Below are 20,807 nucleotides of genomic sequence, written 5' to 3'. Positions count from 1 at the left end.
AAAGGTTGGAACGGAAAGCGAAAGCAAGCATGCCCGAAGGGATCGCGGTGCGCTCCGGTTCGGGGATCGAAACTGCATGCAAAATCCAATTGAAGCGGGAGGCGGCATACTGGATGGAACGGCGGGAAATGGATGAAATGCAAGAAAATAAAGGTTTGGATGCCGGCGGCAAGCCGACCTTGCTCACGAGAAGGGCGATGCTGTCGTCGCTCGGCATAGCCGGGGCGGCCTTGGCCGCGGGCAGCGTGATCGGAGGGACGGTAGGCACGTCGTTCGCGGCCGGGGGACCGGTGAGCGGGGAAGTATACGGCCGCAAGGGGCAGCCCGATTTTTTGACGGAGGATCATGGTTTAGAGAGCGTGGCTGATCTGCTTTCGATTGCAAATCCGCAAAACGGCAGCCGAGTATTTGTAAAATCGTATCACGCCGGTTTAAACAAAGGTGGCGGACACTTTGTTTATGACTCGACAAAAGCATCCGTAAACGATCGCGGTGTCGTATTAAACGGATGGGTACGTCAATTGCAAAACAATGTGTTAAATCCGTTCATGTTTGGAGCGTATGGCGATTTGGTATTCACGATTCCGGAGGTGCTTGATTACGCATCCGGGCATGATGATACTCAAGCATTTAAAGACATGCTGAATATGAACAAGTATGTCATCCATACCAATATCAGCAAAGCAATTTCATCACAAGTTTACAGCAAGTATACGTTTGAAATACCGCACGGCTCTTATTACATCACAGACACGCTGCCGATTAGAACGAATACGAAGATTGAGGGGAATAATTCGACGCTATTCTTTGACCCGCCGACAGCTATCGATATGTTTAGTACGCCGCGCGACGAAATGGCAGCGGCTTATCAGTTGAGTACAGGTTGGAATACGCAAACTATTTCCATGGTTGCAATTTCAAATTTGGTGCTTCTTGGAAATGTAACGCGAACATCGACCGTTCATGCACGAAAATGTATCGATGGCGCGAATGCGTACAAGTGGCGACTGGAGAATTTGCTTATTGAACGGTTTCATAACGGTATTTCGCTTTACGGGCTGGATACGTCAGCTTGGACAAATGGAAAACGCATCGGAAATTTCTACGAGAACGTTGTGGATGGTGTAGCCATTCATGAATGCATACAGGGATTTTACAACACATCCAATGCGTTACAAGCAACAAACTTAACTATAGGAGGCGGCACAGTAGTAGATAAACGATATGCCAATAAATTCGACTACCTATTGATCAACACAGGTGCCGGCTGCAGCTTCAATGGTTTTAATATTGCCCCGGCATCGGATCAAGGGTCGTCAAAAGCTTTGATTTATGATGCTTGTCACGGTTCGTATTATGGCGGCGGTTACTCGGAATGGTTTAATACGTTATTTGAATTGGAAATGCAAAAACGTTTTGACGGATTCAAGTTTGACGCAAGTCACTTGTTTAAAAGACCTCAAGATACTTGCGTAAGATTTATTGCGGATACTTACAGCACTTACGACCCCGCTACCGGCATTCGCACACCGAGCAGACATTTTGAAAACGGCAGGCAACATAACGAGTATTTAAATCATACGGGGTTTGAATTTGGCGCGGGTGCAAGTCTTATCACGAACTTCTTTACATTTTGCCCCCAGTATGATTTTAAGTTTGGTATGTACGGAGCTTACACAGCAAGCAATGATTTAATCTATGATGTGAAACGGTTCGAATCTGTGCATACGGGATTTACAACCAAGTACGGGATTCGCTTCATCAATCCGACGGATTCCCAGATCGATATCATTCTTCCGATCAATACGCAAACGGTACAAGCAAAAGTCTGTATGCTATACAGAACCATAGCAGGTTCTTTCGATTATGCCAAATTGAAATCAAACGTATGGGTTAACTCTTCTAACGATCGCATATCGTTGGGCGAGTCGATGTACGATTACGGTAACGGCTGGAAAATGGCGGCTTGTGAAGTTATATCGGAACATGCAAGAGAAGGCAACGTAACCATTTCGATCCCCGCACATTCACAAGTCGAAATCGAGCACATTGGAGCTTACGCAGGCGGTGTGCCCATGATGCCGCAGTATGCCGACTACGAGCCGCGAATTAACGCCCTTAACACAGAGTGGATCAATACATCGTACCTTTCCAATGTGACGGGCGGCACGTTTGCACTTCATGACGTATTTCGAGCATTATATGATGCTAACGGTACTTTTGCGTCAGATGGATACATAACAGCAGCAGGCAGAACACACACGAGCCGCTATACGATTGCCAGTCAAGCAACGCTAACTGCTGCAGACACTAACGTGATAGATACGTCAACGTCATCTGTGATTTCGCGTGTTGGTGTCGGTAGTCATCTCTCGCTAACTCAAGGATCTACGAATACATTTGCGGTTGTTGGGCGCGTATTTGAGAATGGGAGCTACTCTAAAAAGCTAATCGTTTCACATGCTTCTGCCAGCATTGCCGCCGGTTCGGTTACCGTTCCAGTCGGTTATATGCAATCCCCTGCGTTTAGAGACGTAAACGGTTATGCTAGAAGATCAATATCGTATACCAAGACAATTCCTGCGAATTCTATAGCCGCAACGGACACGACAATGGATCACGCTTATCTCGGTGCGCCTGTGCATGCAGCTGTTTCACCGCCGCTTGGGGTAAGCTCAAGAGTTTGGGCGGAAGTAATATCTACCGGAAGTGTCAGGGTTTATCATCAAAACCTGACCGACTCTGAGATTACGGTAACAAACGCAATATTGTCTTTAAAAATTGTTTAATCTGTTTTAGTTGAACTGGAACTTTTCCGCTCGAACGAATCTTTACGTGATATATAAAGGGGGGCAACACAATGGACAAAAGAGTCGGGAAGCCGCTTGTGTTCGGTTGTACCGCTGCCGCGATCGGTATGGCACTGCTGGGTGGATGTCAGGGCGGCAAGCCGAATGAAGGACCGGAGGCGACGCCGGAGAAGCAGCGGCCAATTCCTACGGAGCCGACAGAGCTGTATTTTCTGAGTACGAGCAACTACTGGTGGGATGAAGAGGCGTTTATGAGGGACTTCGGTGAACCGCTCAAGAAAAAATTCCCCAACATCGTCCCCAAAACCGTGAAGCTTACGGCAATGAATGCCAAAGAGATGGAAGGACTTATCGCGACGAAGCAGCCGATGGACGTCATTCTTGCGGCCAATTATAGCTACCTCTCATTAGTGCAGCCTTACGGCTTATCCGAGGATATCGAGCCGTATCTCAAACAGGCGCAGGTGGATTTGAATCGATTCGTCCCGGAATTTCTCGATCTGAACAGAAGCTTGGGCGGAGGGAAGCTGATAGGTCTTCCTCTGCAGGACAGTCCGACACAAGTGCTGTACAACAAGTCGATCTTCGATAAAATGGGCGTTCCTTATCCGCCCCATGACCGGTGGACTTGGGATGAAATGTTTACAGTCGCCCAAAAGCTGACTCGTATGGACGGAGACACCTTCTATTACGGTGTGCGGATCCATCCTACCTTCTTCAGAAGAAATCCGCATTCGCTGGAATTTGTCCATCCGACCACACACAAAGTACAGTTCAACAGCGATCTGGGCAAGACCGTATCCGGGATATTCCTTCGGCAATATGAGCTTTCGGACACGAAAGGACTTACTCCGTACGGGGATAAACTGTTTTTCGAAGACCGGACTTTGGCGATGTGGATGGGGCTCGGCTCCGCTTACAATACGCCGGAACGGTATAAGGGTCTGGAGTGGGATTTGGCGCCGATCCCGATATTGCCCGAACGAGGGGACGTCAGCGTACAGCCTTATCCGGATTATATGTACTTGTCCCGTATAAGCAAGCATAAGGAGCTAGCCGTGCTGACGATGGATTTCTTTACATCGGATTCGTTCCAGCTGGAGCTTTCCAAGAAAGGCTGGACCACGCCTCTGAAAAACAGCCAGATCAAGGCGGCGTTCGGCCAAGACTCCGATTTGTTCCGAGGCAAAAACGTAAGGGCCATGAGCCCGGCAAAATACGCTCCGGCGGCCGCCTATGATCTGTACACGCATCAGGCATCCGCAACGATCATACCGAAGCATATCCATAACGTGGCTTTGGGCCAAACGGACATCAATTCCGCATTGCGTTCCGCCGAGGAAGAAGTAAACAAATTTATCGAAGCACAGCAAAAGTAGGCCAGCCAAATAAGGGGAAGCGAGCGGTCAAAAGCGTCAGCGCGCTTCTCTCACGGTACCGCATCTTGTGGGTAAGGAACACCAACACCGATAAAGCGAGGTTACGATCCATGATTATCGACTGCCATAATCATCCGGACTGGTATGGGTACAATATCGAACGGTATTTGGACAACATGAAGCAATACAATATCGACAAAACGTGGCTGCTTAGCTGGGAATGCCCGGATGACGAATACAACCCGTCGTACAAAAAAATCGTCCCCGACGCATCGCTGCCGGACGGCCCGATCTCGTTCCGCCGCTGCGTCCGGTATGCGGAGCGGTATCCGGACAAATTCATTTTAGGCTACGCGCCCGATCCGCGCCGTCCCGATGCGATCGACAAGCTCGATCATGCGATCCGGCTGTACGGCGTCCGCGTGTATGGCGAGATCAAGCTGCGCATGATGTACGACAATCCGGATGCGATCCGGCTATTCCGTTTCTGCGGGGAGAAAGGGCTGCCGGTTACGGTACATATCGACTACGAGTTCGCTACAGGGTCGGCGTATCCCCGTCCGAACTGGTGGTACGGCGGCGGCATCGAAGCCTTCGAGCGTGCTGTCAAAGCTTGTCCGGACACGTATTTCCTCGGTCATGCTCCCGGTTTCTGGGCACATCTATCCGGAGACGACCAGTACGACAAAGTCGCCTATCCGACAGGAAAAGTCCGGCCAGGCGGCAAGGTTGGCGAAATGCTGCGCAAATACCGGAACCTGTACTGCGATATATCCGCAGGCTCGGGAGCGAGAGCGTTCAGCCGCGACCCGGAATTCGCGAGAGAGTTCATACTCGAATTCCAGGACCGCATCTTGTACGGCCGCGACTATTTCGATAACGTTCACCAGGAAGTGCTGGGATCGCTTCGTCTGCCGGACGATGTTCTTGCCAAACTATACTCGGGCAACGCCTTGAAGCTCGTTCCGTTATCCTGAAGCAATACGGAAACCCCTATCGCTCGGGCATGCGCCCGGGCTTTTTTTGTTCCGCTCAACCACGGATCGTCCAGACCCGCGCCGATTCCTTTTCTTAAAATGCCCTTTTAACTTTCCCATTTTTTAGGTATGTTTGTGTCAATGGAAAAAAATGCGAAAAGCCGGTCGTTAACGATCGGGACCGCCCCTTTCTTTCCGCCGGAATTTCATAATTTTGTTCTACGAAGATCAAACCGATGTGACTCTTGAACGGACAGGAAGGTGTAATACAATGAAAAGGTGAGACCGCTCAAGGGAGAGTGACGGGAAATCTTGAGCTTGGCCAACCGTGAAACGGATCGGAGACCAGACCCTGGATATCGATGCGCCTATTTGGGGCCATTCCATGAGAGGAGCCGCTTCCCTATAGGGAAGCGGCTTTTCCGCAGATGGAGAAGCGGCCGTCCGCGAAGTCGGTTATAACGAAGCTGCAGTCCAATTTTAATAAAATCGGGTGAAACTATGAAGCTTGCCAAGCAGCTCATGAATCGGATAACCCCCGCCAAGTTAAAATACCGTTTCTTTTTCGCCTTTATTCTGTTCGTGCTGATTCCGATTGCGGCTATCCAAATGTACCAGTACAGCAGGATTAAAACGATTATCGAATACCGGATCAGCGAAGTGAACCATAACCAGCTGGAGCAGGTCGCGCAATCGCTGGAAGAGATGAAATCCAAAATCGTTATGTCTATGCTGACCTTGGAGAAAGACCCGAGCGTCATCTCGATTTTGCAAAATCCGGATCGATACGAACGATCGGAAAGATCCGCCCTCCTCGAGGTAAGATTCCAAACGCTGCAAACGTACACCTACAGCTCGTATGTGCAATATTCCTTAACCGATCATTACGGAAACCAGTACCGGTCATTCAAGTCGGAGGAAACCGGCGGCAGCATTATCCCGGAAAAGGGGCTGGCCAGTCTGCTGAACGGCGATGTTTCGTACAAATTGCTTCTCGGCGAAACGGACAGCGACGAGCTGTGGAATCATTCCCCCCTCTTCACTTTATACTCGGTAGTCAAAGATTCGAATAACGAGCCGATAGGCCGTCTGCGAATCCGCGTCGATTTCCGGGAGTGGTTCAAATCCGTCGCCAAGGAAATATCCACAGGCCAGCTGTACTTTATTTCCGACGCTGCGGGCAAAGTGATCGCGCAGACCAAGAGCGGCATCTCCCTTCGGCCCGGTATCGTTCAAGAGCTTATTTCCAGGCAAGCGGATAACGGCTCGCCGGTCTATACCATCGACAATTCCACCAACTCCTTGATCAACATCCGGTATGCCCCCTCCCTGGATTGGTACATTTTCGATCTTTTTCCGATGGATGTGTTTCTGGGGGATCTGAAAGCCACTCAGGATCAAGTTCTGGTGACGCTGTATATCACGCTCGGCATCTTCACGGCCGTCACCCTGCTTATATCAGACTCCATCACCCGTCCCTTGCAGCGGCTTCAAAGGAAGATGGCGGGAATGGTCGAACAAAATTTAAAAACATCCATTCCGGTGGACGGCTATAAAGGAGAAATACTCGGCCTCAATCAGGCGTTCAATCGGATGGTTCTGGATATTCATCATTTGGTGCGCCGATTGAAACTGGAGGAACGGCAAAAGGAGGCGCTTCATTTCCAGATGCTGCTTAATCAAATCAATCCTCATTTTTTGTTAAACACGTTGAATTCGATCAAATGGATCGCTCTGGATCAACAAAACGAAGAGATCGCGCAAATATGCGTTTCTCTCGGAAAATTGCTGGAATCCGGTCTTAATTCGGAGGTCGAGCTGATTCATCTGAAAGAGGAGATCGAATTGATTCGCGCCTATGTCTATATACAAAACTATCGCTACGATCAGCTCTTTGACATCGCGTACGAGATCGATCAGGCGTACGATTATGCCCTCGTCCCCAAGCTGGGCCTTCAAACGCTCGTCGAAAACGCGATCCATCACGGTTTCTCGCAGATGGAATCCGGGGGGAAAATCATCATACGTGCCTATGCGGAACACAAGACGCTGCATCTGGAAGTCATCGATAACGGAATCGGAATCGAACGTTCGAAGCAATTCCTTACCAGGCGCAGCCGCAAGGGCATCGGGCTCGAAAACCTGCGTGAAAGGTATCGCCTCTTGTTCCGAGAGGAGGCGGAAATGCATCTAATTCCGCTCGATCCGGGCACGAAAGTCAAGCTGTCGTTTCCGTTGCTGGTTTCCATTCCGTATGGGCTGGGAGGGTTCGGTCATGTGGAGCATTCTGATCGTGGAAGATGAAGCTTATGTCAGAAAGTATTTAAGGAAAAATGTCGGCTGGAACGAGAGCGGCTTCGAAGTGATCGGCGAGGCGAGCAACGGCCGGGCTGCGCTGGAATTTATGAAAACCAATCAACCGGATCTCGTCCTGTGCGATATCGCCATGCCGATCATGAACGGAATCGATCTGCTTAAGGAGGCGAAGGAAGCGGGCCTGCAGAGCGTTTTTGTCATGCTGACGTGCATGAACGAATTTGAATACGCGCGAGCGGCTTTGAAGAACGGCGCATTCGATTACATGTTGAAGCTGTCCATGGACGCGTCCATACTGCGCGATGCGTTACGGAAAGTCGACGAGGAGCTGCGGAGAAGGGCGAAGCAGGCATCGCTTCAGCGGCTGTTCGACTATCAGCCGCTCTACGAAAAAGTATGGGCCAGACTTACCGATGCGAGCCGGGACGGAGCAGCGGAGCCTTTCGAGCATCCGGGAGTGGAAATGATGCCGCATGTATGGGTGTGCTCCGTACTGAACGGGAAGGCGCCTTTTTCGGCGGATGATTTGATGTCGATGCGGTTGATACCGCCGGATAACCATGCCGTCATTCATCTCTTTCCAGGTTTGGGGCAAACGACCGTTTTCTACTGGAGCGGCAAGGAGATTCAGGTAAATCCGCTCCACGGCAAGGAAACGCCGTTTCCTATGGCCGCCTGCTCCCCGGTGCCGGGCTCTCGATGGGTTGAAGCGTGGAGAAGCGCATTGAGGAAGCTCGACGAAGCATGGTACAGCGGGTTGAAGGCGCTTCAATTTTCCCACATCGGGGAACGGATGGATAGGCATTATCCCACGGTGTCATGGAAAGCGGAGCGCCAATGGGTGCGATACGTCGAGCGTGCCCAGACGAACGAATGCGTAGCCTGGCTCCATGACCTGTGGAACCGAATGGAGCGAGATGGATTCCCCATGCCTGCGGTCAAGTACACCGCGAATCGGTTTGACCAATTGCTGCACCGCATCTCCGATTATCCGGTCCGGGAATCGGACAATCTCCTGGACTGCGCCCATCATCGGGAGCTGTTGGACATGCTGCTGTCCCGGCTGAGGCGGGGAATCGGTAACGGCCCGAAAGCCCGGGAATTGCTGACCGACCACGACGAGATCAACAAAGTGCTGGAATTCGTTCACGAGCATTACGACCAAAACATTTCGCTGAAAACGATGGCCCGGCACGCCGCTTTGGAGGAACATTATTTAAGCAGCCTGTTCAAGAAAAAAACAGGCTCCAATTTCATCGATTATTTGCACGCGGTCCGAATCGAGCGGGCCAAACAGTTGCTGGATGGCTCGGAGCTGACCGTCTCCGAGGTGGGGAGAAGGGTCGGCTTCCCGAATGACAACTACTTTATCAAAATTTTCAAGCGCTTCGTCAATATGACGCCGAAAATGTACAGGGGCTCGAAAGAAGACGAAACCCCTTAATATCGTTCTATGAAGATCAAACCGATGTGAATCAAACCCGAACGGCCGCGGTGATACAATCGGCATGTAGGTCAATCAAAAGCAGGAGGCGAGTACATGCATGGCGGCCGTCCCGTTGTCAGAAACGTATGGAGGCATCGCGTTTTTTACTTGATGCTGCTTCCCGGCGTAACCTGGTTTGTCATTTACAGATACGTTCCGATGTACGGGGCCGTAATTGCGTTCAAAGATTACGACATGTTAGGGGGAATACTGGCAAGTCCATGGGCGGATCCGTGGTATAAGCATTTTCAATTTTTTTACGATTCGCCTTATTTCACCGAGCTTCTCCGCAATACGTTCATCATCAGCTTCTATAAAATGGCGTTCGGCACGGTTCCGCCGATCCTGATGGCCATCATGCTGGGCGAATGCCGGTCGCGCTGGTTCAAACATGTCATCCAGACGATAAGCTACATGCCGCATTTTCTGTCGTGGGTTATTATTTACGGGATTCTGCTCGCGTTCCTCTCCCAATCCACCGGACTTCTAAACCGATGGCTGGTCGACGCGGGGGGAGAGGCGATTCCTTTCCTGCAATCGACGGACTGGTTTCGCAGCATATTGGTCGGCTCGGACATTTGGCAAAACGCCGGGTGGAGCGCGATCATTTATTTGGCCGCGATGGCGGGGATCGACCCTACGCAGTACGAGGCCGCCCGGGTAGACGGAGCAAGCCGGCTGCGCATGATCTGGCACATCACGCTGCCCGGCATACGCAGCGTCATTGTCCTGCTGCTTATAGTAAGACTCGGCTATATGCTGGACGCAGGCTTCGATCAAATCTACATCCTATACAACATTCAGGTTTATCCCGTAGCCGATATTATCGACACCTGGGTGTTCCGCACCGGGCTGCAGCAAATGAACTTCAGCCTGGCTTCGGCGGTCGGCTTGTTTAAATCCGTCGTAGGGCTCGTGCTCGTCCTGGGAGCGAACAAGATCGCGAAGAAATGGGGGGAAGGCATTTGGTAAGGGGAACCGAGGATACGATTTTCAATGCGATCAATTACACCATTCTGGCTCTCGTAGGGCTTACCGTCCTCTTCCCTCTTTTCTTCGTGCTGTCCGTATCCGTTACTCCGATGGCCGAAGTGTTGAAAAACGGGGGATACATCGTCTTTCCGAGCAGAATCTCCTTTACGGCGTACCGGGAGCTGCTGGGCGACCCGGCCATTCCGCGGGCGTTCATGGTCACTCTGTTTATAACGGTTGTGGGGACGGCGATCAACATGGCGCTCACGCTCCTTATGGCTTATCCGCTCAGCCGGAAATCGCTGCCGGGACGAAGCTTTTTTCTGCTGCTCATCCTATTCTCCATGCTGTTCAGCGGGGGGCTGATTCCGCTTTATTTAACGGTAAAGGCGACCGGATTGTTGAATTCGGTCTGGGCGATGATTATTCCCGGGGCCATCGGAGCTTTTAACGTGCTGGTCATGAAAAGCTTCTTCGAGAACATTCCGGAGGAGCTCATCGAGTCGGTCCGGATCGACGGGGCGAAGGAGTGGCGCATTTTGCTGCATATCGTCATCCCTCTTTCTCTGCCCGTGATGATCACGATCGGCTTGTTCTACACCGTCGGGCACTGGAATTCGTTCTTCAGCGCAATAATGTTTATCACCGATCCGAAGCTTCATCCGATCCAAGTAATCGTCCGAAATGTTCTAACAATGGCGCAAAATCCCGTGGAAAACATCGATGTGCCCGTTCCCACGGAAGCCGTGCAAATGGCGGCGGTCGTCGTGGCGTGCTTTCCCGTTATCGCCGTTTATCCTTTCGTACAGAAGCATTTTACAAAGGGCATGCTGATCGGTTCCATTAAAGGCTGAGAGGAAGATCGTCGTGAACAAAAAGCTATTATTGACCGTTGGATCCATCACGATATCGCTTGGCGCGGTTTTGGCCGGCTGCGGAGGAGGCGGCAATCCGGCTGCGGGCGACAGCGGCATTCCCCCCGTACAACCGACGGATAAACCTGCGGAGAAAGTCAAGATCGAGATCATGACCGACAGCGGCGGTTCGAAGCTTCCGGAAGGCGAGAACAACCGGGTTAAAATCAAGCTGGACGAAAAACTGAATACGGATATTCAAATGACGCTTCTCGGCGGGGACGGCGGCAACCAGCTCAACCTGCGCATGGCGTCGGCCGATTACCCGGATCTGATCGCGGTAAGCCGATTGCAAATGCAGGAATACGTCAAGAAAGGGCTCCTGCTGGATCTGACTCCGTATATGGGCAAGCTGGAGCAAGCCCGAACATTTATCGGGGAAGACAGCTTGAGGAAGGGAACCGTCGACGGCAAAATTTATGCGCTCGCCAAAAAGCCGTCCATCTCGTTCTACAACCTATGGATCAGGAAGGATTGGCTGGACAAACTGGGCCTGCAAATCCCCGCCACGTTAGACGAGCTGCTCGCCGTAGCGAAAGCCTTTACGGAAAAAGACCCGGACGGCAACGGGAAAGCGGATACGTACGGGATCACGGGACAAAAATTGAGCACCTTCGATCCGATTCTGAGCGCTTATGGCGTAGGGGTGCCCGACTCCTTCTACTTAAAGAACGGGAAGGTTATGAACTCCCTCGTCGACCCCGGCATGAAGGAGGCTCTGGCCTTCATAAAGGGAATGATCGACGCCGGAGTGGTCGATCCGGATATATTGGCGAATACCGGTACGCAGCATGAGAAGAAAGCTTTCCAGGGCAAAGCCGGCATGATCTGGCACGGCTTTCCGCGAATGACGTCCCCGACGGCCGTAAATGAGTATAAAGCGGTTAATCCTAACGCGGAATGGGTGCAGGTGCCTGCCTTGAAAGGTCCGGGCGGGCAGTTCGCGGGAAGCTGGGATGTCGGAACGGCCCCGGGGATGCACGCGATTCCGAAGGCCGTCGAGAAAGATCCGGTGAAGCTGCAGCGGATATTCGACCTTCTGAATTACGTGGCCAGCCCGGAAGGAAATACGCTTGTCGCTCATGGAGAAGAAGGAAGGCACTGGAATCGGGAAAACGGCAAAATTGTCCGCACCGAATTGCGGGCCAAAGAGCATGCGTTCATGTATCAGCTGCTCGGAAGGGAAGAAATGGAATATCTGGAATCCGGGTATCCGAAAGCCGCGATCGAGTTTTCCGCCAAAACTCCCCGCATAGACATCTATAACGGATATCTGTATTTGCCGGACGGGTACAATCCGGCGGACGCCTATCGCTTCATGGAAGAGGAGATCGCCAAATTCGCTTACGGAAAGCGGCCTTTAAGCGAGTACGATCATTTCCTGGAAAGGCTGCAAACCACGTTTAAATATAAACTGATGATCGACTCGGCGGAAAAGCAGCTCAAAGAGCTCGGGATTGCCAAATAAGGTTGCAAACGGTTACACCATTATTCGAAAACGGGAGTGATCATCGATATGTTGAAACGGCGCTTCTTGTCAGTCGTTCTCATGCTCTCCACATTGCTGATGACGTCTTTGCCGGGGATCGCCATGCCGGCCGATATGGATGCAACCCAAGAGCCGGAGCGGGCGACGGGCAAAAAGCCGGGCGACGCGGACGGTCTTTGGGCCGATTCCCCGTTTATCGTGTACGACGTACCTGCGCTGAGCCCGATCCGGCGAGACCCTTCCGCTATTCCGGAAGACGGAACGATCAGCGATCGGCTCTCGATCATTGCGGCGAAGGGTGAGTTCGAGGCCGCCTCCTTCGTCCTTTACCCGAAGGCCGACGTGAATTCCGTTACGTTCGAGGTTTACGATCTCGTCGGCGACGGCGGAACGATACCCGCCGGCAGCGTAGACCTGCGCGTCGTAAAAAATTGGTATCAAGGAGGGACGGGATGGTACAGCTATTTTGCCGACCCTTTCAAAAAGGTGCTCGTTCCGGAGCTGCTTCTGCACGATGAAAATCTGATAAAGGTCGATCCCGTGACGAAGACGAACTCGCTTCGGATCGATTACCCAAGCGGGTCGAGATACGTGGATATTTCCGGTACGCCGGCCGCCGTCTTCGATCATTTCGCCGAACCGGTCGAGGATAGCGACACGCTGCTTCCCGTTTCCCTCAGGCTCGGGGAGAGCAAGCAATTGTGGCTGACTCTGAAGGTGCCAAGCGATGCTCCCGCCGGGACGTATGCCGGGATGATCGATATCCGGGCGGACGGCGCCCCGGCCGGGCAAATCCGGATGAATGTGCGGGTGCTGCCTTTCGAGCTGCCGGCCCCGAAGACCTACTACGACCTCAATAAAGATTTTTACGTCATGCTTTACAATCAAAGCCGGTTAAAGGAATCCCTTGCGGCAGCCAAAGGCAACGTCGAACTGGTCGAGAAAAAGCTTCTGAACGAATACCGCAACATGGCCGAACACAATGCGGTCAACATTCCCGGTCCGTATTATTCGACGAACGACAAGGCAACCTTCCTTCGCCAGCTTGAGTTGATGCAGCAGGCCGGACTCGATCTGAATCCGCTCTTCGGCGTCAAACAAACGTTCCCGAACTACAGCTACTACGTGCAGTACAATAACTACCTGAAAGCGAAAGAAGCGTACGAAAAGAATCCGACGGATGCCAACAAGCAAATTATGGATACTTCCTACAACGCATGGCGCAAGGGCATCGACGATTATTTGCCGACACTCGACGAAGCGTATCGGATCGCCTCGGGTAAAATCGGCCACACGAATTTTTATTTTGACGGCTGGGATGAAGCGGGCATGGGCATGCTCCGGTTTCAGCAGGAAATTTGGCGGTACGTTCAGAACCGCCTGGGGGCGAAAGTGTACGCCACCGGCAACGGAACCCACCTGGAGCTGGAAACGAAAGAAAACTTCCTGAACTGGGCCGGGGAGCCGACTCGCGAGAAAGCCGACCAGTGGCATGCGCTCGGCCCCGATAGGATCATAACCAGCTATGCGTACCCGCATACCGGTCCGGAAAACCCGGACCTGATCCGTCAGCGGCACGGAATGTGGCTCTACAAGGCCAATTATGATGCGACCTACAACTATATTTTTTACGAGAGCCCGAAGAACATTTGGAACGACAACGTGTCTCCGTACTACCGTGCGTTTAACCTGGTTTACCCGACCCGAACGGATTTGATCGATACGATCGCATGGGAAGGCTTTCGCGAGGGAATCGACGATATCCGATACGCCACGAAGCTCAAGCAAGCAGCGGCCGACGCCATCGCCTCCGGTCGGCGCGACAGAGCGGCTGCCGCGAATCAGGCGCTCGTCTGGCTGGAGCAGGTCGACGAACGCTCCGTAAACCAGGATTTGCTGAGACTTGAGATGATTCGCCATATTATGCTCTTGCTCGAACTCGAGAATAAACAATAGGAAGGGGGTCAAGCTGTTGAAAGCCGTTATGCGATACTTTGCATTGCTGCTGACGCTTGCGATTGCCGCTTCGGGCTCCGGCCGGGCTCTGGCCGAGGACTCCGCGGCTGCCGCCGAAGAAGCCAAGAAGGTATACGAGGTCACCTGGACAGACGAAGATTTGTCTACGCCGATGAAATGGGCGGGGAGCACCTACTTCAATAACCCGCAGTTTAAGGAGACGCGCTTTGAGAATTACAACAACGGCGCCCCGATTCCGCCGGGCGGCACGCGCGAGACGTCTTTCTATATGGTTTATCGGGAGGACGGCGTATATTTGTTCCTCCAGTCCAACGAGCCGGAAACCGGCGCCGACGGCAAGCCCCTGCAAAGCTCGCTGGAGCTGTTTGTGGCGGCCGGCGAAGGCGACATCCCTTATTCGCAATTGATTGTGCCGACCTCCGGCACGGACATCGAATATCACGAGTGGCAGACCGAACACCGCGATCACCGGCCGTTGAAAGGAAGCGTCAGGGTGGAGTCGGCCGCAATACCGGGTGCCTGGGGGACCTTGGTTGTAATCCCGTGGGAAGCTGTGTACGACAGCATTCCGCTTGACGGCGGGTATTGGCAGTTCAACCTCATCCGTTGGTCGCCGTCGGACGCCCAGACTTGGGGAGGCCAGGTACACCAGCCGGGGAAATTCAATCTGCTTCGCTTCCGGCAGCCGACTCCGAAGCAGCGCATGGCCATCCAGAAATATTTGCTGGGCAAAGCGTGGAGCAAGTTCCAATCGGTGTCCGCGGAACTGACCGAGCATTGGCTTCAAGATCCGGCGACCCGGGACATCCGTTTCTATACGCGCCACGTCCTTCCTCTGATCGCCAAAGGCTCGGTGCCCGGGACGCAAATGCATAAGCTGGATCGGATGGATGAGACCGAGACCGGGAGCATGTACCGGAATGTACCGGATTGGATGGAGCTTCGCTACAACGTCGACGATAAGCGCTTGATCTATGTCAAAAAAATGCTGATGGCGGAGAGCATAGACTAACCTGATGGTTCAGGTTCACGGATGCCGCAATCCCGAAGGCTTTCCCGGTATTGCGGCATCTGCCGTGCCATGGATTTTCGCAATTATGGAAAAAACCGGAGAAGCCTGAGCTTGCTATCGCTTACTGGCGGAAGAAGGGAGCAAAACACCTTGTCAACACGGCCGAATTTGCTTGCCGGAATACCGGAGCATCTCGTGAAATTCGTGCAGCTGCCTAACGAAAACGGTCATAACGCGGTATGGGATTTTGTCCGTTCGCCGAACGGCCGTTTTTTTATCAGCGTATGCGGGGAAAATGAAAAGCCGCTGACCGCCCTGCTCTATGAATACGATCCGGAAACAGGGAATCTGCGGCTCATGTTCGACGTGGCCGACATCTGGATCGTCCATCCGGAGCAGATGCCGCCGAGCAAAATTCATACGAGCATCGACTTTTTGCCTGACGGGAAGCTGATCATGGCGACCCACAACACCGCTCCCGCGCGGAGCCATAAGCAGTGGATGTACGAACAGCATTACGAGCACCCGTGGGAAGGGTACCCCGGATCCATCCTGATGATCGTCGATCCCGACACGAATGCGGTTCAGGTCAAAGGCATTCCCGTGCCGAGAGAGAGCATCTATGGCGGGATGCTGGGCAACGACCCGCGGTACTACTTTTTTCTCGGGTACATGAGAGGGCACTTGTACCGGCTCGATCTGGAGACGAATGAAGTGAGGGATTACGGCAAGGTGTCCGAATTCTCGTCCTGCCGGCTGGTGAAAGATGCGAAGGGACGATTTTACGGAAGCTCCTACACCGGCAGCATCTGGAGATTTGACCCGGAGAAGGAAGAAGTCGAGGATTTGAAACTTCAATTCGAATCGCCGAACGGGACGAAGCACCGAAGGCAGTTTATTTTCGCGCTTCACACGCCTCGGAACACGATCCTGATGTGCGACAATATGGACGGCGAAATGATCGAGCTTCACCCGGAAACGCTCGAGGTGACTCGTCACGGCCCGATCCGCCTCCGCGACAATGTGCCCTCGGGGACGTACGGGATCGGGGGCTTGGCTGCGGATGAGAACTTCGTCATTTACTACGGTTTGAAGACATATGGCGAAGAATATAGCCCCATCCGGCTCGTTCGCTGGGATATTCTGAACGGCGGGGAGCCCGAAAACCTCGGCCTCGTAAGCCCCGGGGGGAAGGACTCCCAGTATGTTTGCGAAATGATTTTCGACGACAACGGGCGGCTGCACATGGCGGACGTCTGCGGACAGTTCTCTCCTTACATTTTGGCCGTCGATGTCAAGCGGCTGCAACCTCCCGACGAACGAGCTCCGGCAGCGGAGCTGCACCCCTATACGGAGCCGGACTACAACGGCGTCGGTGCACCTGCCTTTATGCATATCGAGGCGGAGCTCATCCGGACGCTGCCGCTGCACCGGTATATGGACTGGAAGCATACGGCGGTCCGGCACATGCGTGCGGAAAAAGGCAAGCTGTATGCGATAAGCGGGAATACGAGCGCATACTTGACCGAGACTTCTCATTCGGAGGATGCACCGCTGCGTATCCGGGAGGTGTATGCCGCGGGCGCCCCCGTCGCTTGTCTGGATATGGGCGATAGCACGGTAGCGATGCTTGCTTCGGACAACAAAATCGTCACGGTCGATCTGGAGGAAGGCCGGTGCGCTGCGATCATTTCCGCTCCGTCTTCCGCGAGGCTTCATAAGCTCCATGGTATGCTGAAGCCGGGAATCGTGCTGGCAAGCACCGGCGAAGGCGATGTGTATGCTTGCGATTTGGGCGGAGGAACGTTCCGGGCGTTGGAAAACATACGTGTCGAGACGGAGGATTCCGTTATCGTCAAACTGGACGAGAACCGGCTGCTCCTGTCCGGCAAGAACGATGAGCTCGTGATCTACCATATGGCCGAAGGGCGGTCCCGCAAGCTGGACATCCGCACTCCGTCGATCCGGGGGAGAGCGTTCAAGTCGGCTGTCACGGGAGGCGCCGTTCTGTCCGACGGCACCATCGTCGCCGGCACGCAGGACGGCCTGCTGTTCAGCGTGTCGCCGGATCTGCTGCGAACGACGACTTACGGCCGGCTGTATTCCAGCGGGGAGCTGCGAAATTTTATCCATCGAAACGGAAATGACGTATGGGGGATCTACGGCGGGACCAAGGATGCGGGGCATGCGTTCCATTTTTCCAGAGAAGCCGGCTTCGTCGATTTGGGACGACCGAGGGTCATCAAGGATAACGACCGGCTTCGCGACATCGATACGGAATGGGCCAACATCCACTATATCTCTTGCCTGGCGTACTCGCCCGAAGACGATTGGCTCTGCGTCGCTTCCGGCGAGCTGTACGGGTGCATAGTCCGTTACCGGTCCGTCATCGGCGCGGCTATCCGAAATCCGGACTCGGATGGATGCGGGGATAGACGGGCAGAGGGAAGTTCCGCAACGTGAAACGATCGCAAGCGAAAAATTCGGAGGGATCGATATGATCGGCATTCGCTCGGACTACCCAGGCGGAAATATAAAAGCGGCCTCCGCCTATGAAGGATCCGTCGTAAAGCTGGAGCAGGATATGCGGGATTCCGCGGGATGGTGGTTTTACTGGAATTTTTGCGCCCGCTGCGAGGAGGGACGGGAGGTCGTTTTCGAATTTACGAACGGAGAAGTGATCGGTCCGTGGGGGCCGGCGTGCAGCTTTGACGGATTGAACTGGACGTGGCTTGGAGAGCAAAGCATGCGGGGGCGGCAATCGTTTGTTTATCGCTTCGGGGCGGACCGTCCCGAAGTCTATTTCGCCTTTGCGCTTCCTTACCAGCTCTCCCATTTCGAGCATTGGATCGGCCGAATCGGCACCCGTCCGTTCGTACGGTTGGAAACCTTGTGCCTCTCCGAGCAGCAGAGGGAAGTGCCTCTGCTCTTGCTCGGCAGCCCGGACACCGCTCGACGCCATATGTTCTTCTCCTCGCGCCATCATGCTTGCGAGGCTGCCGCCAGCTATGTACTGGAAGGCTTGCTGGAGGAGTGGCTCGGACATACCGCTTCGGCCGAATGGCTTCATGAGTGGTGCATTCATGTTGTCCCGTTTGCGGATATCGACGGCGTGGAGAACGGAGATCAGGGCAAGGGCCGGGCGCCGCACGATCATAACCGGGATTATATCGATAAACCGATTTACGCCTCGACCGGGGCGATTATGCAGTACGCGAGCGCTTTGCGGCCGGACATCGCTGTCGATTTCCATTGTCCTTACAAATGGGGGGACCGGAACGACCATGTTTTTATCGTAAAGACCGGTACGGAGGCCGATCGGAGAATCGAACGACTCAGCCTGCTCCTGCAGAGGCATTCGCAAGAAGCCGGGGGCATCGTCCACGATCCCAAACATAATATCGAAAAAGGAGAGGACTGGAACCAGCCCAATCCCACCTGCGCTGCCTTTATGCTCGGTCAGCGCGTTCCCATGGCCTTCTCCATGGAAATTCCGTATTTCGGCGTGAGCGGGATGCGGGTTACCGCCGACTCTCTTCGCCGGTTTGGAGGCGTTTTGGCTATGGCACTGCAGGCCCATATCCAGAACGATGCTACAGGCGCGCAGGGGTGAAACGTCAAGTAACAGGGTCGGCTCCATGTCGACTGCCGCTGTTGCGCGCGGGCAACGCTAGGGCCTCCAATTTTTAATATTGCAGGATTGGCCGCTTTGTTCGCGGACTGGGTTCTTCTGAGAAGAAAACGCAAAGCTTGACGCCAAATTGAACATGCAAGCATGTTCCCGTTCAGGGAGATACATGCTTGCATTTTTATATGGGAACTTATCGAAAAGGCAGCCGCGAAAGTCGAAAATTGTAATGTTCTTCATTCTATTTTACTGTATGTACGATTTGCAGTTTCATTTCTAGTTACTTAGTTGCGAATAATTGGTATTAATAGATTATTTTAATCGAAATACGAAGGGATTTCTCATATCGTGCAGAAAATTGTCAAACGGTGGGAATAGGAGGTGATTAAAACGGGGCTAAAGATCAGTAAAAAAAAGAGGAGGAAAAAACTTGAAGTTAAAAAGAAAAATGAGGGAAAGGATTAATTACATATTCACATGCTTTATGGTAGTGCTAGCAGTGTCCAGCGGTATATTCCCTTCAATGACCCGCGTTGCAAAAGCAGAAGGAGTTATGTTTTCAAGCCAAGTCCCATCCTATTCTTTTAATGGAGAAAATGAAATTACAGTATTCAATAAAATAGGATTCTATCATCTTCAAGCTATAGGCGGTAGTAATGTATACGGCTATGACGTATCAAATGACCCCAAAATAAAAGGCAGATACATTGATGCAGACAATGATCCATCAACTTTCAGTAGCAGCTCAATGGAATATGTGCCTAATGGAGAAGTTGAAGCAGCGTTTCTTTTTGTTTCCCCTGATAATATAAAAAGTTCGACTGAAACTTTTATCCAAGGACCAAAAGACGGAAGGTTCTATTTTGATAAAAGCATTGATGGTGTATATGATGTTACAGAGTTTATTAAAAAAGAAGGCGCTGGACATTACTGGGGGAAAAACTTGTGGCTGCAAAATCCATTGGCTATTCCTTGGGGCAACGATGCTTTAGCAAATTGGGATATCGTATTTGTCGAAAAAAATGAAAATTTACCACCAATGATGACAAAATTAAATTATTATAGCGGCATTCATACCGGGACCTATCCAAATTTTACGGCAACGTTATCCGACCAGCCTTTTTTGACGAAGCAAGCCGGCAGTTTAAAGGGGAGTATGGTGGCAAGCGTATATGGCGGAAATCAAAATATAAACAACGATCAATATAGAATTACCGCGTATAAGAACAATCAAGTTCTTATTGACTCATTTATGAGTGATAGTACTAGAGACCAAAATAATTTTTGGAATGGAAGCATTACAAAAAACGGACAAAATGTAAGTACAAGAAATCCCGATCGGACTCCGGCCAATACGGATATCTATAACTTTGATTTTACCGGTTCTCCGTATTTCCCCGCCGGGTTAGATCGTATCGATCAAACTTTCAAAGTACAACCCGTAAACGATAATGGCAGCGTAGATGGATACGAACCACATTTTTGGGGGGTAGCGTTAGAAGTCATTCCTCCTAATTTAGAGATTAGCAAGAGTGTAAAAAATAAAGAAGGCAAGCCTTATTATGAAGTCGGTGACACGGTTGTCTATTCGATTGTGACTAAAAATACAGTAAATGAGACCGTGGCGAAGAATGTAAAAATAGAGGATGACGTACCCGAAGGGCTGCAAATTGCAGAAGGAACTTTAAAGGCTAGTCATCATGCCGTTCCCGAATATAGTAACGGAAAAATCATGGCGAATTTCGGCCATGTATCCGACACTGACGAACGTACCGTTACGTTTGAAGCCAAAATTTTGGATACTCAAGCGGGCAATACCATTAAGAATGCTGCTACTGTAAAAAGCG

13 protein-coding genes are annotated in these 20,807 nt (G+C 52.2%); all 13 read left to right on the top strand.

What is annotated here, in order from left to right; genetic code table 11:
• Positions 1–5 precede the first annotated feature (5 nt).
• On the top strand, positions 6–2,789 hold the full coding sequence (locus PV407_RS09935; RefSeq protein ID WP_332089764.1) for a hypothetical protein: 2,784 nt from the start codon (positions 6–8) through the stop codon (positions 2,787–2,789).
• Positions 2,790–2,860: 71 nt separating this feature from the next.
• On the top strand, positions 2,861–4,189 hold the full coding sequence (locus PV407_RS09930; protein WP_332089763.1) for an ABC transporter substrate-binding protein: 1,329 nt from the start codon (positions 2,861–2,863) through the stop codon (positions 4,187–4,189).
• A 110-nt stretch (positions 4,190–4,299) separates the two neighbouring features.
• Positions 4,300–5,166, top strand: a complete 867-nt coding sequence (locus PV407_RS09925) for an amidohydrolase family protein (RefSeq protein ID WP_332089762.1) — start codon at positions 4,300–4,302, stop codon at positions 5,164–5,166.
• 501 nt (positions 5,167–5,667) lie between these two features.
• Positions 5,668–7,470 carry a sensor histidine kinase gene (locus PV407_RS09920; RefSeq protein WP_332089761.1) on the top strand — a complete coding sequence of 601 codons (1,803 nt, stop codon included), beginning with the start codon at positions 5,668–5,670 and terminating at the stop codon, positions 7,468–7,470.
• Entirely contained in the window at positions 7,442–8,926 is a 1,485-nt protein-coding gene (locus tag PV407_RS09915) for a response regulator transcription factor (RefSeq protein ID WP_332089760.1), read from the top strand. The genes PV407_RS09920 and PV407_RS09915 overlap by 29 nt, the downstream gene beginning before the upstream one ends.
• Before the next feature lie 96 nt (positions 8,927–9,022).
• Positions 9,023–9,940 (top strand): ABC transporter permease, encoded by a 918-nt coding sequence (locus PV407_RS09910; RefSeq protein ID WP_332089759.1) that lies wholly within the window; start codon positions 9,023–9,025, stop codon positions 9,938–9,940.
• A complete protein-coding gene (locus PV407_RS09905; RefSeq protein WP_332089758.1) occupies positions 9,934–10,794 on the top strand; it encodes a carbohydrate ABC transporter permease in 861 nt (286 codons plus the stop codon). The genes PV407_RS09910 and PV407_RS09905 overlap by 7 nt, the downstream gene beginning before the upstream one ends.
• 13 nt (positions 10,795–10,807) lie before the next feature.
• Positions 10,808–12,322 carry an extracellular solute-binding protein gene (locus tag PV407_RS09900; RefSeq protein WP_332089757.1) on the top strand — a complete coding sequence of 505 codons (1,515 nt, stop codon included), beginning with the start codon at positions 10,808–10,810 and terminating at the stop codon, positions 12,320–12,322.
• A gap of 48 nt (positions 12,323–12,370) precedes the next feature.
• Positions 12,371–14,299 carry a COG1470 family protein gene (locus PV407_RS09895; protein WP_332089756.1) on the top strand — a complete coding sequence of 643 codons (1,929 nt, stop codon included), beginning with the start codon at positions 12,371–12,373 and terminating at the stop codon, positions 14,297–14,299.
• A gap of 16 nt (positions 14,300–14,315) precedes the next feature.
• Positions 14,316–15,332 carry a hypothetical protein gene (locus tag PV407_RS09890; RefSeq protein WP_332089755.1) on the top strand — a complete coding sequence of 339 codons (1,017 nt, stop codon included), beginning with the start codon at positions 14,316–14,318 and terminating at the stop codon, positions 15,330–15,332.
• A 150-nt stretch (positions 15,333–15,482) separates the two neighbouring features.
• Positions 15,483–17,795, top strand: a complete 2,313-nt coding sequence (locus PV407_RS09885; RefSeq protein WP_332089754.1) for a hypothetical protein — start codon at positions 15,483–15,485, stop codon at positions 17,793–17,795.
• 34 nt (positions 17,796–17,829) lie between these two features.
• A complete protein-coding gene (locus PV407_RS09880) occupies positions 17,830–18,945 on the top strand; it encodes a M14 family zinc carboxypeptidase (RefSeq protein ID WP_332089753.1) in 1,116 nt (371 codons plus the stop codon).
• Positions 18,946–19,390: 445 nt separating this feature from the next.
• Positions 19,391–20,807 (top strand): isopeptide-forming domain-containing fimbrial protein (locus tag PV407_RS09875; protein ID WP_332089752.1); only part of this gene is annotated, 1,417 nt, incomplete at its 3' end.

The organism is Paenibacillus sp. GYB003 (assembly GCF_036577625.1).
Taxonomy (GTDB): Bacteria; Bacillota; Bacilli; order Paenibacillales; family NBRC-103111; genus Paenibacillus_AB.
Note: the sequence above shows the minus strand (reverse complement) of the source record. Positions and strands in the feature narration are given on the sequence as shown.